General features: G+C 60.1%; 9 protein-coding genes. 3 read left to right on the top strand and 6 right to left on the bottom strand.

Annotated elements, in window-relative coordinates; genetic code table 11:
* Positions 1-268: 268 nt before the first annotated feature.
* Positions 269-2,386 (bottom strand): ATP-dependent DNA helicase RecG, encoded by a 2,118-nt coding sequence (gene recG / locus ABF824_RS11985; protein ID WP_415489277.1) that lies wholly within the window; start codon positions 2,384-2,386, stop codon positions 269-271.
* Between the two features lie 122 nt (positions 2,387-2,508).
* On the opposite strand from recG, the gene mfd reads away from it, so the two are divergent.
* Positions 2,509-6,336, top strand: coding sequence for a transcription-repair coupling factor (gene mfd, locus ABF824_RS11980; protein ID WP_415489276.1), 3,828 nt, complete (start codon positions 2,509-2,511; stop codon positions 6,334-6,336).
* A 14-nt stretch (positions 6,337-6,350) separates the two neighbouring features.
* Here mfd and ABF824_RS11975 read toward each other — a convergent pair whose 3' ends face one another.
* The 5 genes from ABF824_RS11975 to ABF824_RS11955 form a co-directional block, all read right to left on the bottom strand.
* A complete protein-coding gene (locus ABF824_RS11975; RefSeq protein WP_415489275.1) occupies positions 6,351-7,154 on the bottom strand; it encodes an SDR family NAD(P)-dependent oxidoreductase in 804 nt (267 codons plus the stop codon).
* Between the two features lie 88 nt (positions 7,155-7,242).
* A complete protein-coding gene (locus ABF824_RS11970; protein ID WP_415489278.1) occupies positions 7,243-9,414 on the bottom strand; it encodes a VWA domain-containing protein in 2,172 nt (723 codons plus the stop codon).
* Between the two features lie 7 nt (positions 9,415-9,421).
* Complete coding sequence (locus tag ABF824_RS11965) at positions 9,422-12,271, bottom strand: DUF4159 domain-containing protein (protein ID WP_415489274.1); 2,850 nt, start codon at positions 12,269-12,271, stop codon at positions 9,422-9,424.
* Positions 12,268-13,167 (bottom strand): DUF58 domain-containing protein, encoded by a 900-nt coding sequence (locus ABF824_RS11960; protein ID WP_415489273.1) that lies wholly within the window; start codon positions 13,165-13,167, stop codon positions 12,268-12,270. Before ABF824_RS11960 ends, ABF824_RS11965 begins: the two co-directional genes overlap by 4 nt.
* Before the next feature lie 116 nt (positions 13,168-13,283).
* Entirely contained in the window at positions 13,284-14,342 is a 1,059-nt protein-coding gene (locus ABF824_RS11955) for an AAA family ATPase (protein ID WP_415489272.1), read from the bottom strand.
* Positions 14,343-14,430: 88 nt separating this feature from the next.
* Here ABF824_RS11955 and ABF824_RS11950 point away from each other — a divergent pair, with 88 nt between their 5' ends.
* Positions 14,431-15,003, top strand: coding sequence for a DUF1285 domain-containing protein (locus tag ABF824_RS11950; RefSeq protein WP_415489271.1), 573 nt, complete (start codon positions 14,431-14,433; stop codon positions 15,001-15,003).
* Between the two features lie 2 nt (positions 15,004-15,005).
* Entirely contained in the window at positions 15,006-16,253 is a 1,248-nt protein-coding gene (locus ABF824_RS11945) for a CCA tRNA nucleotidyltransferase (RefSeq protein WP_415489270.1), read from the top strand.
* Positions 16,254-16,339: the final 86 nt, after the last annotated feature.

Raw genomic sequence — 16,339 nt, 5'->3', positions numbered from 1 at the left:
GTCTGGAAGACTGGTCAAAAAGGAGAGCGCCATCACAAGGCAGAAGCTGTGGAACCAGCAGGCACAAAGTTTCAAAAGCAGAAACGGTTCCGCTCTTGCCGTTTTTCGACTCAGTCATGGCGCGCATCCTGTTTTCAGGCGAGGCACTCGGCAGAGAACACTCCCTAGTATCATGCCTCTAGCATTTCATGACGTTATGAGTAACAGGGGGCTGTAAATGTAAAATTAACGAAGAAAAACTCTATAAATTGAGACGAAATATTAAGTTTTATCCTGCGTTCGTTATGCAGTGAAAATTCTCTTTTCTGAAAATATGAAGAAGAGAGGAAATGTTTTCTGGCGCTGTTCTGTTTCCCTGCAATTTGCGTGCAAGAATTTCCGCGGCCTGCCGCGCCATCGTGAGGAGTTCGCCCAGATCGATGTCGCCATCTTCGGAAACTGCCAGACGATAGCCGGGTAACCCGGATTGACGATTGCCCGTCGCATCTCCACCGCCACGCATGTGGAAATCCTCGTCGGCGATAAGAAAGCCGTCTTCGGTTTCCCGTAGAAGCGCCAGTCGCTGGCGCGCCACCTGTCCCATCTCGCTGCCATGCAGCAGGAGACAGAACGATTCATCGCCGCCACGCCCCACACGTCCCCGTAACTGATGGAGCTGGGCCAGTCCGAATCGTTCCGCATGTTCGATGACCATCACCGTCGCGCTCGGCACGTCGACGCCTACTTCAATGACGGTGGTCGCCACCAGCATCTGTGTCTCGCCAGCCGCGAATGCTGTCAGAGCCGCCTCACGCACGGCAATATCCTGCTGACCATGCGCCAGGCCGACGCCAAACCGCTCCCCGAAGCGTTCGGCCAGCATGGCATGACGAGCCTCAGCGGCGGCGATATCCAACGTTTCGCTCTCGCTGACGAGCGGACAGACCCAGAAGATCTGCGCTCCGGATTTCAGGGCCCGCTCCAGCCCGGCCAATACGGGGTCAAACGAATCCGGACCATGGATGGAGGTGCGGATCGGCTTGCGCCCGGCTGGCTTGCTGTCCAGTCGGCTGACATCCATCTCGCCCCAATGTGCCAGCAACAAGGTGCGGGGAATGGGCGTGGCAGTCATGACCAGCATATCCACGGCGTCGCCTTTTGCACCGAGGGTCAGCCGTTGTCCCACCCCAAATCGATGCTGCTCGTCCACCACAGCCAGAGCAAGGTCGTGATACTGCACGGCGTCCTGCACCAGAGCGTGGGTGCCGACAATCAGGGAAGCCGATCCGTCCGCGATCGCGGCCAGTGTCTCACGACGTGCCTTGCCCCGTACCGAGCCGGACAGGAAAGCGACGGGAACGGGTGAGAGCCGTGTGAATGTCGCGAAATGCTGGCGGGCGAGAATCTCGGTAGGCGCCATGATGGCGGCCTGAGCGCCTGCTTCAGCCACGCGCAGCATCGAAAGCAGCGCCACCATGGTCTTGCCTGAGCCCACATCGCCTTGGAGCAGCCGCACCATACGACGAGGCGCAGCCAGATCCGCGTCTATCTCGCGCACGGCACGGGTCTGTGCCGGGGTCAGCATGTGTCCGAACCGTGCCAGTGCCTCCTGCTGGAGATGCCCATCTCCACGGATTGATCTGCCGGGACGGGAACGGTTGGCTTCCCGCGCGAGCAGGGTGGCGATCTGGTCGGCCAGCAGTTCATCGGCGGCGAGGCGTTCACGGGCCTTGCGGCGGGCAGAGCGCCACTGATCGCCTTCCAGAAATTCGGGCACATCGCCGGGAAAGTGCGTCCATAAAAGGGCTGTGCGGAAATCCGGCCAGCCCCGTTTCTGAATCACTGCCGGGTCCTGCCATTCCGGTAAGTCCGCAGGAACACGCGCCAGCGCTCGTCGCATGGCACTGCGCACCTGTCCGGCAAACAGTCCTGCAGTAAGTGGCCAGACCGGATCAAGCAGCGGAATCCGGTCGTTGGCCGAAACAAAATAGTCCGGCGTGTTCATCACGCAGTGACGGTTGAAGATTTCCGTTCGTCCGGAGACTTTCATCGGTGCGTGCAGCACGGCGCGCTTTGCCATCCATGCCGAGAAAAAAGCGACATCGAGCGTGCCAGTGTCATCAGCGACCGTTACGGTCCAGGGCTGGCGTTTATGTGCCGGCGGGACGATGCGTGTGACCGTTACATCCAGTGTCGCGATACGTCCGGGTTGTAGGTCGGCGATGGTCGGATGATAGCGCCGGTCGATCACGCTGTCGGGCATGAGAAAGAGAAGGTCGATAATCGTCGGGCCGCCAGACACCTTGGCGAGTAGTTTGGCCGTCGCGGCACCGACGCCGGGCAAGGTGGCGAGAGGGGCCAGCAGTGGTTCAATGCAGGTGGGAACGGGTAGAGCGTCCGTTGGCATCGGGTGTGGCTCGGACGTTGCCTCGCTGTTCCGTGAGGAGGGTGATCTGGACACGGGCGACGCAACGGCCTTTCTTGTCGGGCTGACAGGCATAAGCCAGAAGGCTATAGGACAGCACAGCCATGGAACAAAACGAAACCACACAGAAACATGACGGGGAAGAGCGCGATCTGGAGACGCGTCGTCGCCGTCTGGTCTTTCGCGCCCGGCATCGCGGCACGTTCGAGACGGACATTCTGATCGGTGAGTTCGTGGACAGGCACGTCGCGGGCATGGATGCTGCGGCCCTGACAGACATGGAGAACGTGCTGGAACTGCCGGACCCGGACCTGTCCGACTGGTTGTTCGGACGTCTGCCACTGCCCAAGGAACGGGAGACCCCCATGCTTAAGGCAATGGTTAATGAAGCCCGCCATCGCCGGGGCGAAAGCTTAAACGACACTAGAGATGATGGACTGTCGCTGATGGACGCGGACGTACGGACCCCCACGAAAGCCCCCGCCACAGGCACCACGGTATGGGGCGCGCCCGAGGGATTCGACGCGTTTCTACTGGCCAAGCGGGCGCGGGAACACAAGGGCCCCGTGCTGCACGTGGCGCGGGACGCCGCCGCACTCGCGCGTCTTGGCGACGAACTGGACTATATCGGCAAAGGAGTGGAAATCCTCCGCTTTCCGGCATGGGACTGCCTGCCATATGACCGGGTCTCGCCCAATCCCGTCATCATCGCGGAACGTGTTGCCACTCTGACACGTCTGCTGGAGCCGGTGACTGCCAAGGGTGGCCGCCTCATTCTTACGACTCCATCCGCGCTCATGCAGCGCGTGCCCCCGCGCGCGGCGTTCAAAGGGCAGTCACTGACAGTCGGGCAGGGGGAAAGTCTCGACCAGTCCTTTCTGATCGAGCTGCTGATCGCCAACGGCTACACGCGCACCGACACGGTGATGGAACCGGGAGAGTTCGCTACCCGAGGTGGTATTTTTGATCTCTTTCCCGCAGGACAGGCCGAGCCCATCCGCCTCGATCTGTTTGGCGACGAGGTGGAGAATATCCGCCATTTCGATCCCGGCACGCAGCGTTCAACCGGCAAGGCTGATCGTCTGACACTTCGTCCGGTATCCGAATTCTCGCTCGACCCGGCCAGCATTTCCCGCTTCCGGTCAGCATGGCGCGATCAGTTCGGGCAGGCTGCGGCAACGGATTCGCTCTATGAGCATGTCAGCGAAGGACGGCGTTACACCGGCATCGAACACTGGTTGCCTCTGTTTCACACCGACATGGAAACGCTGTTCGATTATATTCCGGGAGCGGCGATTTCTCTCGACCATCAGGCAGAAGAATCCCTGACGGCGCGGCTGGAAATGGTGCAGGACCATTACGAGGCGCGGAAGACGCCCCCGCGTGAGGGTGAAACGCCATATCGCGCCCTGCCGCCGCACCTGTTGTATCTCGATCGCAAGGGGTGGGACGCCGCGCTCTCCCGTTTCCCTCTCACGCGCTTCAGTCCGTTCGCCAAACCTGACGGTGCAACGGGAATCGATGCCGGGGGGCGTCCGGGCATCATGTTCGCCAAGCTGGCGCCGCAAGGTGAGCGCGAGAAGGTCTTTGACCTGATCGCCGATTACACTCAGCAATGGGCTGAAACGAAGCGGCGTTGCTATATCGCCGCCTGGACCAAAGGCTCTCGTGAGCGGATCAAGACGCTGCTCATGGAGCATCGCGTGGCGGTCGAGACGTTCGACAGCTGGGATGCCGCCAGCAAGATGAAGGCCGGGCCGGTCGGGTTGCTGATCTTCGGTATCGACCGAGGTTTTGTCGGCGATGACATCGCCATTGTCTCCGAACAGGATCTGCTGGGTGAACGCATTGGCCGTCCGCCGCGCAAGCGTCGTCGCGCGGATGAACTGATTTCCGAAGCGGGCGAGATCACCGAGGGCGATCTGGTCGTCCATCAAGACTACGGCATCGGGCGTTATGATGGACTGGAGACGGTCAGCGTGGGCGTCGCGCCGCATGACTGTCTGCGCCTGCTCTATGACGGCGGACAGAAGCTCTATCTGCCGGTGGAGAACATCGAACTGCTGAGCCGCTTCGGCTCGGATCAGGCTGGTGTGGCGCTTGACAAGCTTGGCGGTGTGGCGTGGCAGGCCCGCAAGTCCAAGATGAAGGAGCGCATCCGCGACATGGCGGGCGCGCTCATCCGCACGGCGGCGGCGCGTGCGCTCCGTGAAGCGCCTTCACTGGCCCCGCCGGAAGGGTTGTGGGAAGAGTTCTGCGCCCGCTTCCCGTTTGTGGAAACGGACGATCAGGCTCGCGCTATTGCCGATGTGATTGAGGACATGGCGTCCGGGCGTCCGATGGATCGTCTTGTCTGCGGTGATGTCGGTTTCGGTAAGACCGAGGTGGCGCTCCGTGCGGCGTTCGTGGCGGCAATGTCCGGCACACAGGTGGCGGTGGTAGTGCCGACCACGCTGCTGGCCCGTCAACATTTCCGTACGTTTGAGACCCGGTTTGAAGGATTCCCGATTCACGTCGCGCAACTTTCGCGCATGGTCACGGCCAAGCAGGCGACCGAAGTGCGCAAGGGTATTGCTGACGGCACGGTGAACATCGTGGTCGGCACGCATGCGCTGCTGGCCAAGACCGTGAAATTCGCTGATCTGGGCTTGCTGATTATCGACGAGGAGCAGCATTTCGGCGTGAGCCACAAGGAGAAACTGAAAGCCCTGCGCGAGGATGTGCATGTGCTGACGCTCTCCGCCACGCCGCTACCGCGCACGCTTCAGCTTTCCCTGTCCGGTGTGCGCGAGATGAGCCTGATCGCCACGCCGCCGACCGACCGTCTGGCTGTGCGCACGTTCATCATGCCGTTTGACAGCGTGGTGATCCGCGAGGCAATCCAGCGCGAGCGCTTCCGTGGCGGGCAGATTTTCTGTGTCGCGCCGCGTATCGAAGATCTGAACCGTCTGGCGGAACGTCTGGCCGACATTGTGCCTGATGCGAAAGTTGTTCAGGCGCATGGTCAGTTGTCGCCCACCGACCTTGAGCGGGTGATGACGGAATTTGCTGATGGCAAATACGACATTCTGCTTTCCACCAATATCGTGGAAAGCGGTCTGGATATGCCGTCCGTCAACACGCTCATCATCCATCGCGCCGATATGTTCGGGCTGGGTCAGCTTTACCAGCTTCGCGGTCGTGTCGGACGCGGCAAGCAGCGTGGTTACGCCTATCTGACATGGCCGCAGACGCATCTGCTATCCGCTGCCGCCCAGAAGCGACTTGAGATCATGCAGACGCTCGACACGCTGGGCGCGGGCTTCACGCTGGCCTCGCACGATCTCGATCTGCGTGGTGCAGGTAATCTGCTGGGGGATGAGCAGTCCGGTCATATCCGTGAAGTGGGTATCGAGCTTTATCAGCAGATGTTGCAGGACGCGGTGGCGGACCTGCGGGCTGAAAAGGGTAAGGCCAAACGGGAAGACCGTGACTGGACGCCGAATATTGTGCTGGGTCTGCCGGTTCTCATCCCCGACACCTATGTCACGGATCTTCCTGTCAGGCTCGGCCTGTATCGCAGGATCGCCTCGCTGGCGTCAGCTGCCGAGGATGAGGCGATGGAAGCCGAACTGGTGGATCGCTTCGGTGAAGTGCCGTCTGAGCTGAAAAACCTGCTCAATGTGGTGGCGATCAAACGGTCCTGCCGTGCCGCCGGTATCGAGCGTGTGGAGGCGGGTCCGAAAGGTATGGTGATCCAGTTCCGCGGCAATCACTTCGCCAATCCGGACGGGCTTATCCGCTGGATGGGCAAGTGGACGGATGGGCAGATCCGTGTCCGTCCGGACCAGAAACTGTCCATCGTGCGCGAATTGCTCAATGCGCAGCGGGTGGGGCTGGCGCAGAAAGTCACGGCTGTTCTGGCCAAGCTGGCGGCAAAGGTTGAGGGGTAGGATGCGGTAGCGGTTCAGGTGCTCCAGTTTTTGGCGAAATCGGCATAGAGCGTCAGGCCGCCATCAATGTAGAGCGTCTGTCCCGTAATGTAGGACGCCTGATCGGACGCGAGAAAGAGGACCGGTTCGGCAATTTCATCGGATTCCCCCGGCCTTCCCATGGGAATATGGGAGGAGACGGCCTTGTATTTTTCGGGGTCGTTCGCCCATCCGTCATTCATGGGGGTGAGGATCGCGCCGGGCGCGACGCCATTCACGCGGATGCCGCGAGAGGCATATTCCAGTGCCCATGTCCGGACCATGTTCCCGACAGCACCCTTGCTGGCCGAATAACCCAGAAAGGCAGGTTTCGGGATCAGCTGGTGGACCGAACTGTTGATGACGATGCTTCCTTTCGTGCCATCCTTCACCCAGTGTCTGAGCACTTCCCGCACGCAAAGCATGACGCCGGTGACATTGACGTTCATGACTTTCATAAAATCTTCGAGCGGAATGTCCTCAGATGGCGCTTCCAGCAGAATGCCCGCATTGCAGACTAGAATATCGAGGCCACCAAATTCGTGAAAAGCCTGCTGCACGGCCTGAGATATGGCTTTTTCATCTGAGACATCGGCCGGGCAGGCAAGGTGTGCGCCTTTGGGGACAACTGGCAGAGACGGCAAAAACTTTTCCAGTTTTTCCTTATTGCGTCCGTTAACTGCAACACGAGCCCCTTCGCGCGCGAAGGCCAGCGATATGGCCTCTCCAATGCCCTGACTGCCCCCGCTGACAAAGACCTTTTTCCCGGCAAAGCGTTTTGTGGAGCAGGAGGAGGACATGCGTTTTTCCCTGTAACGTGACTGATTCAGGGGAATCAATGCGTGAATAGCCGCAGGGTTTCTCTCGCAATTCTCTATCAGATCGTCTTCAGCCTCGACCTTCGCGATACCAGCCCGCAGCCAGAAGACCTGCGGCAAGAAGAAGCACCAGCCACGCCGGGAGCAGGGGCGTTGTGCTTGTTCCTGTCAGCACATGGGCATGACGCTGCGGAAAGTTGAGAGCATTACCGGAGGTGGCTCCAAGCGTGATAGCTGGCACGGCCGGATGCGCAATATCATTGCCAAGCCAGATGACCTGACCGCCCGTTTTTTTTGCAACCGGACCGACAATGTCAGCCGTGAGTCGCAGATCGGAAAACTCTTCCGGATCTGGGCGTACGGGAGCGGCAAACGCGCGGTGATCACCATCGTCGACACTCCAGATCCCCGGATGCGTCGCGGCCATTCTGCCGGACAGCAGGCCAGATCCCGAAGGATGAAGTGACAGCGGCGATTTGGTGCCATCTGGCGCTGTGACCGTGACGCTCGTGGGTGGCGCGCCAGAGACGGTATGGCGCGTGACCGTGAGCATTCCGTCCGCGATATGCGCTTCCAGCCGCTCTTCCTCCAGGTCCGGCTCTTTCATCAGCCAATGCGAGATACGGCGCAGTAGTTCCGCCTGCGGACCGCCACCGAATTCACCACGCGACCAGAGCCATATCTGGTCGGAAAGCAGGAGGGCGACCCGTCCGTTGTCGACGTGATCCAGAACAAGCAGAGGTGAATCGTCAGGACCATGCATCAGCACCTGTCCGTGAGCATCATCCGAGCGCAGGGCGCGGTACCACGGTCCCCATTCGCCGGGCACATCGTGGGCGGCAGAGAGGGAGTCTGGAGCCGGATGAAGTGCGGGGGCACCCGGCAGTTCGGCTGTCACGGGGTGTCGACGCCCATCCTCCGTCAGCTGGGGGCGGAAACGACGCACAATGATGCCCGGCCCGGCTTCTGTCGGCGCGAGATCCGGCGGAGATGAGGGGACATGAGCAGGCAGAATGTCGCCCACGGACGTATCCTGAAGCGAGTAAGGCCCGGAGAATTCCGGCCCGGCGATCAGGAACAGGCCACCGCCCTTGCGCACGAATTGCGCGATATTGTGCAGGTAAGACGGCGGCAGAATATGACGGTTTTCAAACCCATCCAGAATGATGAGATCGAACTGGTCGATCTTGTTGCGGAACAACTCATCGACCGGAAAGGCGATCAGCGCCAGATCGGACAGCGGGGTGCCATCATCCTTTTCAGGCGGCCGAAGAATGGTGAAGTGCACCAGATCAACGGAAGGATCAGCTTTCAGCAGCCGACGCCAGACGCGCTCACCCTGATTGGGCGCACCGGAAACGAGCAAGACACGCAGTCGGTCGCGCACGCCGGTAATGCTCAGCACATCGCGGTTGTTCTCTGCGGAAACCTCGTCAGCGAGCGGGGACACTGACAGGCCGCCAAGGGTTTCACCCGGATGGGTGATCGGCAGTGAGATATCCTGCGGTTCGCCTGTCCGCACCGGCACTTCAAGCGTCGGGTTGCCATCGGTTGTCAGGGATACGGTGGCGGTAGCTCCAGCCTGCGTGCCGGGACCGAGGTCATCGACCTGCACGCGGATAACGGCCGATTTCCCCACGATCGTGTAGGGAGGCGCCTGCAGGACACGCAGGCGACGGTCCTTTTCCTCGCCGCGTCCGGTCAGCAGCACATGCAGCGGCAGCGTTACGGATTTTCCGGCTTCATCGTGCAGCGCAAGGCGCTCTGGCACGTCAGCAGGGGCATCGCGTGTCTGGCCATCCGTGATGAAAACGGCTCCAGCGAGCTGATCTGGGGGAATGTCGGCTGCGGCTTGTGAAAGAGCGTCGAACAGACGCGTTCCACCTGTCCGTTCGCCACGTACGGTCACGGTGCGGAGCGTCAGACCTTCGGGCGCTGACTCACCCAGCGCAAGAGCTGCGGCCCGCGCGATGGAGGCGCGATCCCGCAGTTGCATGGACGGTGTCTGGTCGACAACCACCAGAGCCGTTTCCGGCAGATCCCGATGTGTTTCCGTAAGGGACTGCGGACCTGACAGCCACAGCAGAATGACACTTCCGGCGAGCGCGCGCAGAAGAGTGCCACGCATGCGGGCAAGCAGGCCAATGGCCAATGCGGCAACAAGAACAACTGCCAGAGCGATCAGAACCCAGCGTGGCAAAAGTGGTGCAAAGGCGATGCTGTGTGTGAAACTGTCGATCATGCCGTCCTCACTGCCCAAGTCGCTTGAGGATGGCGGGAACATGAACCTGATCCGCCTTGTAATTGCCTGTCAGAGCATACACTACGGCATTCACACCGAAGCGATAGGCTGTGCGGCGCTGTTCGTCTCCGCCGGGTAAGACGGCAAAACGTGTGTCGCCATTCTGGTCCACGGCCCACGCATGCGCCCAGTCTGCCGATCCGATGATGACGGGGCTGACATCGTCATTCTCCGCCTCACCCTCACGCGCTACCCACACGGTCTGGCCAGCATAACGGCCGGGGAAATCATGGAGGAGATAGAATGTGTGACTGAGCACGTGATGGTCGTTCAGACGTGTGAGCGGCGGGATCGGAAGGCCTTCGGTCACACGCTTCAATGCTGCAGCGCTGCCCGGAGAGTCGCCTGCGACTGCGGTATCGTTGCTGTTTGATGTGGTCGTATCAACACCCTGCGTATCGATGATGATCATGCCGCCGTGTGCCATGAAAGTGGTGAGCGCGGACGTCATGGCGGGATCACTTTTCGCCTCTGGCGTGATGGGCCAGTAAAGCAGGGGGTAGTAGGCCAGATCATCCTTGCCGGGGCGAACGCCATCAGGATGACCCAGAACGGCTGAGGTCCGGCTGTTCACATAATCGGACAGTCCCTGAAGCCCTTCTCGGGAGACTGCATCTACTTCGCTGGTGCCTGTGACGACGTAAGCCAGCCTGGTTTCCAGCGCCGCACCGGGAACATCGGTCTGTTGCGGTGTGGGCGCCGTATCCTGCGCCTGCGCCGCATTCAGAGACAAAGCAGCAATCATGACGAGAAACATACTACGCTGTGCTCTGTTTTTCCCGATCCGGCGTGACGAGAACAGCGAGAAGCCGCGAAGCCAAATTGTCGCGATGACATCCGCCGCCAGCAGCAGCAATCCAAGAGCCAGCAGATCAGGCCCGAACCGACGATCGGGGCGATGTCCGGCCGGATTGGTGACTGCACCTGTGGGCGAAAGCGGCTCAAGAGACTGGATTGTATCGCCCACATTCAGAGCGCGACGGGCTGCTTTGGAGCCATATAGACCGGGAGGATGCTCTGGTGAGGGAGGCGTTGAACCGAACATACTGGAGGCCAGTCCTCGTGCAAGGGAGGAAGGCTGTCCGAGCGTTCCTTCGCCATCCAGTGTCAGGACCGGGGGAAGAATGACGGTGTCGGATGGAATGTCCACGCCGCTTGCATGGTCGATCAGGCGTGAGAGCATCGAGACGAATACGCCGGAGAGGGGGAGGTTGGACCAGTCAGCCGTGGGGGTGACATGGAACAGCACGATTTCACCTTTGCCCAACGCCGTGTGCGTAACGAGAGGTGTGCCATCAGCAAGACGCGCCCAGCTATGGGCCGTCAGATCGGCCGATGGTTGCGCCAGAACCTGCCGTGAAACAGTCACATCCTTGGGAATACTCAGGCCGTGGAAAGGGGAGTTTTCCGGAAATTCGGCAAATGACTGCGGCTTGCCCCACGACATCGCTCCCCCAAGTTGCCGCGCCGTTGGCATCAGCGGAACGGGAAGCAATGTTTCCGCCGGATCGGCGACCTTCGGCTTCTCGTCATCGTCCGTTTCAGCTTCACTGGCGCTGTCTTCGCTGCTGGCAAGGGTGCGGCCCGCGAAACGAATGAGCGTCCCGCCCTGACGTACCCATTCGTTGACTTTCGCGCGGGTTTGCGGATCGGCAAGGGTGCCATCGGGCGCGATCAGCACGGAGAGCGGTTCGGAGAGCAGCGTGTTAACGCTGCCAGTGTGCAGGTCTGAGGTCGGCCCAAGCGCGCGTTTCAGATAAAACAGGGTGCCCACCAGGGGCGTATCGCCACTTCCTGTCGCTATCAGTCCCACCGGACGCAGGCGGTCACCTTCGTCCAGCAGGAGCGTTGAGGCAGCGCTTGGGTGGCCATCAATGGTCAGCATGTCCACACGGTTGCGCATGACTGTGGGGAGAGTGACGGATACAGGCACAGAACTGGCACCCGCCGGAATTGAAACATCCGTCACGGCAAGGGTGCCACCGTCCTGACTGTGCGCCCGGACATGAATGCGGCGGGGAGCGTCACTCGGGATGGTGGTCAGTTTGGCCATGACACCGGAAGCATCGCTCGTCTGATGATCTGGCGATTCAGTGACTGGCGCAGGATTCAGCACAAAGGCGCTGCTGTCAGCAAAGCGTATTTCCTGCACCGATCCCAACGCTTGCAGGGCAGCAGCAAAAGCACGATCTGTTGCCGCACCGTTTTTGCCCGGTGTGGCGACACCGTCTGAAAAATAGAGGATCGTGCCCACGGAGAGACCCTGCGCCCTGATCGCATCCAGTCCGTTCCGTGCCTGATGACGATCGGCCATCCACGCGAGCGGACGCAGCGCATCCAGAGCGCGGCTGGCGTCTGCTGAGCTGATCGCACGGAGCGGCGGCATGTTCTCACGATCCTCAATCGCTGTTGGAAACAGGATGATCTGTCGGTTTGTCCGTGCCGCAGCGTCGAGAACCGCATGAATGGCGGTTGTGCGTTCACTCCAGTCGGCGGCGGCCATCATATCGTTATCAACGACCACCAAGAGGGTGCCACTCCCGCCCAGAGGCACTGGCTTGCCCGGTAATATCGGCCCGGAAAAGCCAACAATCAGAAGGGCAGCAGCCAGAATACGAAGCAGCAGCAGCCAGAATGGTGGTGTGGCCGCGTCATCATGCTTCGGTGTGAGTTGGGAAAGCAGACGAACGGGTGGGAAAATCTGCGTGCGGGGAGCCGGGGAGCGGGCGCGGAGCAGCCACCAGATGGCCGGTAACGCAACAAGCGAGGCAAGAAGGGCCGGGAACTGAAAAATCATGACCGTCCAGTTCCCCGATGACCGGCGAGAGATGTACTCAGGGTCAGAAGCGCGGAAGCGGCTGACATGTCAGTTCGATGGGGCTGGAAAACATGAAGGCACCGTTCCGCAAGCGCCCGCACTTCGCTCTGTTGCCGATTGAACAGCGTGGCAAAATCCTCGCGAAGCGTCTCGACTGCGGGCAGGACGACCTCCGGCTCACCTTCCAGCCCTTCAAAACGAATGCGCCCGGCATAGGGGAGTTCATATTCGGCTGGGTCGAAGATCTGAAGGATGTGGGCGCGGATACCATTTCCGGCAAGTTGTCGGAACAGTGTGGAAATCTCAGTGGCTGGCGCGATCAGATCGCTGGCCATGACGAGCTGCGCATGCGTGGGAAGGGCCGCATACGGTGGTAGCCCTGCCGAGACAGGTTCCCGCAGGAGCGTGAGAAGCGCCAGCGCGATACGATTGGCCACTCTGCCGCCACCCGGCGGAAGGTCAACAGTCCCCCCGGACGAGAGCAGACGCACACGCTCACCACTTCGCTCGAGAAGAGAAGCGGTAGCCAGCAGCAGCAGAATGGCCCGATCACGTTTTAGCGGCAGTGAGGCAGACTGAGAGGTCCAGACCATGGACGGACTCAGGTCGCACCAGAGATAGACGGTCTGGGCATGCTCGGCTTCCGTTTCGCGCACATAGGCCCGATGACTACGGGCGGATTGCCGCCAGTCTATTCGTGTGACGGCTTCCCCGGGCAATGCAGGCCTATATTGCCAGAAGGTCTCACCGGGGCCGGAGCGTCTCTGCCCATGTAGTCCTGCGGCAACTGTCGCGGCGATGCGTTCGGCTTCCAGAACCAGGGAGGGTAGGGAGGCCGCAAGAGAATCGGCGTCGGCCGCCACAGAGGCGCTCATCCGGGCTTCTGTGGTCTGGCCTCTGGTTCCCGAAGCAGGGCGTAATTTACGGGTCAGGCGTCCTAAAAAGCCTTTGCCGGATGCCTCAGAGCTTGTTTCGAAGCGTGATGCCACGGTCAGCCCAGACGGGAAACGAGTCCGTCGATCACGTCCTCAATGCGGGTCGAATCGGCCCGTGCTGAAAAGCTGAGCGCCATACGATGCGCCAGAACGGGACGGGCGAGAGCGGCAATATCATCAAGATTCGGAGAAAGACGCCCCTCCAGCAGAGCGCGGGCGCGGGTTGCGAGCATCAGCGTCTGTGCTGCTCGTGGCCCCGGTCCCCATGCGATGCAGTCTTTCACCTGCTGTACGTCCGTCGTCTCTGGGCGCGCCGAACGCACGAGGCGGAGAATCGCGTCGACAATGCTTTCGCCAACGGGAAGTGTCCGCACCATGGCCTGTGCCTGAAGGAGATCTCCAGCGCTCAACACAGGACGCGCTGCTTCCTGCGCTACGCCAGTGGTGGCCAACAGCATGGCTCTTTCATCGGCTGCATCGGGAAATGTCAGCTGGATTTGCAGCATGAAACGGTCAAGCTGTGCTTCCGGCAGAGGGTAGGTGCCTTCCTGATCGATCGGATTCTGTGTCGCGAGAACGTGAAAGGGCCGTGGAAGCGCATATTCCGTGCCAGCGATGGCCACCCGATGTTCCTGCATGGCCTGAAGCAGGGCTGACTGGGTGCGTGGGCTGGCGCGATTGATTTCGTCGGCCATCAGCAACTGGCAGAAAACCGGCCCCGGCACGAAACGGAAACTGCGGTGACCGGAAGCATCTTCGTCAAGAATCTCGCTGCCGGTAATATCTGAGGGCATCAGGTCGGGTGTGAACTGCACGCGGCGCGCATCAAGCCCAAGCACTGTGCCGAGTGTCGTGACCAGCAGCGTTTTGCCGAGACCCGGAGCACCGACCAGCAGTGCGTGACCACCTGAAAGAATGCTGACAAGCGTCTGGTCTACAACGTCTTTCTGACCAAATACGACTCGTCCGACCTCCTGTCGTACGGCAAGCAACTGACGGGCGACAAGGTCAGCCTGCCGGGCGATTGCGTCGCCATCAGGCTGCGCGCCAGAGGGCGCGGCGCCGGTTTCGGGAGAGAAGAAAGCGGTCTGGTGAGGCATCGTTTCAGGCGTCATGGGTCCAGTCTGACACGTCCGGGGCTTACATCAAGCCGGGGGGCAACCCTATATCGGTATGGTGCCAAGGCAAACAGATGTGAGTTAATTGAACGTGACATCCAGCGCCCCTACCAGAAAGCCGCGTCAATGTGGCCCCTTGCCATTTCTGATCAGACGCGATGGGGTCTGGCTTTATCGTGGTTCGCCCATCAAGCGAAAACCTATGGTCTGTCTCTTCGCATCGGCCCTTTCGCGGGCGGAAGACGGAACCTACTGGCTGCGGACTCCGATGGAGGAAGGCACCATCGAGGTCGAGGACGTTCCTTTCGTGGCCGTAGAGCTGGAATGGAAGGGATGTGGGCAGAACCAGATTCTCTGTTTCCGCACCAACATCGATCAGGTGGTGACAGCTGGCCCCGATCACCCGATTACGGCGCAATGGGATGTTCCGCTGGACGCATGTGACAGCGCGCCGCCACCCTATCTCACTGTCCGACAGGGAGAAGGGCAATTGCCGCTTCTGGCACGAATTTCCCGTCCCGTATGGTATGAGCTTGCCGCCTTGGTGGAGCCGGGCTGCTGTGGAGGTCGCCCTTGCCTAGGTGTGTGGAGTTCAGGCGAATTTTTCCCATTGGCCCTTTCCCCGCGCGGATGTCGGGATGCGGATGAAGGCTGCTGAGCGTGAATGCGCCTTTTATCTCATTACGAGACTTGTCGGTTTTCCCTTCATTGCAACAGATTTGGGACGTTCTGCCTGAGGCTCGCGTGGTGGGGGGTGCTGTAAGGGATCTTCTCAGCAATCGCCCTGTGAGTGATTTTGATTTGGGGACACCGGAGCCGCCCCAGACAGTGATGGAAAGACTGGAAGCAGCCGGAATTCGGGTCATTCCGACCGGGCTTGCGCATGGCACCCTAACTGCACTTGTGAATGGTCGTGGTTTCGAAATCACCACCCTACGGCGTGATGAGGAGACCGACGGACGCCATGCGCAGGTGGCATGGACACAAAGCTGGCGCGAAGATGCCGCGCGCCGCGATTTCACCATCAATGCCATGTCCTGTGACAGTTCAGGAAATGTGCACGATTATTTCGGCGGCTATGCCGATCTGAATGCGGGCCGGGTGCGGTTTGTAGGAGATGCTGAAACCCGTATCCGGGAGGACGCCCTTCGTATTTTCCGCTTCTTCCGTTTTCAGGCACGATTTGGGTCTGTGGCGCCAGACACTGAGACATTGCGGGCTATTTCCCGCTGCGTCGATATGATTGCACGTCTTTCGGTCGAGCGTATCTGGTCAGAATTGAGGCGTATCCTCGTTGGTCCCCGTGTGGTCGAAATGTTCCGCCTCATGCAGAACACGGGTGTTCTGACGGCCTGCCTTCCTGAACTGTCGGGCCATGAGGACGGGGCCTTGAGGCGACTGGAAGCAGTGATTGCCATTGAAGCTCCGGCAAGACTGGATATCAGGATGGCGGCGCTTCTTGCGGGAGCGGGGATTTCCCTTCCCGTGATTGAAGCATGCCTGAAACGTTTGAGGACATCACGACAGGAAGCGGTTGCGATCATAGCACTCCTCCGTGATGGGCCTGTTCCTGATCCTCTTACTGTCGCCACCCCCAAGGACGGGGCGCGCCTTCTGGCTGGCACGGAACGGGACATTCTTCTTGGCAGAATCTGGCTGGCAGAAGCGCAGCAGAAGGATGACGGGGCAGGAGATTATGACCCGGAAAAATGGCGTCGCCTTCGACAGATGCTGTCGGATCTCCCCGTGCCTGTCTTTCCATTGGCAGGACGGGATCTTCTCGCGGCTGGTCTGCCACCGGGGCCACGAATTGGGGAGATTCTCACGGTTGTCAGATCATGGTGGGAAGAGGGTGGTTGTACGGCCGATAAGGAAAAATGCCTGATCCATGCCAAGGATATCAGTTAAGATTTTGATTTAGTTTTTTATTTTAACTAGATGATATTTAAATATATTATTTAAAAAACGTATTATTCTTCTATTGCGGGCTCGCT

This window comes from Acetobacter sp., from assembly GCF_047721705.1.
Taxonomy (GTDB): Bacteria; Pseudomonadota; Alphaproteobacteria; order Acetobacterales; family Acetobacteraceae; genus Acetobacter.
Note: the sequence above shows the minus strand (reverse complement) of the source record. Positions and strands in the feature narration are given on the sequence as shown.

Excerpts from the sequence above, each read along its gene's own strand:
- recG (WP_415489277.1), bottom strand. The coding sequence starts at position 2,386 with ATGCCAACGGACGCTCTACCCGTTCCCACCTGCATTGAACCACTGCTG.
- mfd (WP_415489276.1), top strand. The coding sequence starts at position 2,509 with ATGGAACAAAACGAAACCACACAGAAACATGACGGGGAAGAGCGCGAT.
- ABF824_RS11975 (WP_415489275.1), bottom strand. The coding sequence starts at position 7,154 with ATGTCCTCCTCCTGCTCCACAAAACGCTTTGCCGGGAAAAAGGTCTTT.
- ABF824_RS11970 (WP_415489278.1), bottom strand. The coding sequence starts at position 9,414 with ATGATCGACAGTTTCACACACAGCATCGCCTTTGCACCACTTTTGCCA.
- ABF824_RS11965 (WP_415489274.1), bottom strand. The coding sequence starts at position 12,271 with ATGATTTTTCAGTTCCCGGCCCTTCTTGCCTCGCTTGTTGCGTTACCG.
- ABF824_RS11960 (WP_415489273.1), bottom strand. The coding sequence starts at position 13,167 with ATGAGCGCCTCTGTGGCGGCCGACGCCGATTCTCTTGCGGCCTCCCTA.
- ABF824_RS11955 (WP_415489272.1), bottom strand. The coding sequence starts at position 14,342 with ATGACGCCTGAAACGATGCCTCACCAGACCGCTTTCTTCTCTCCCGAA.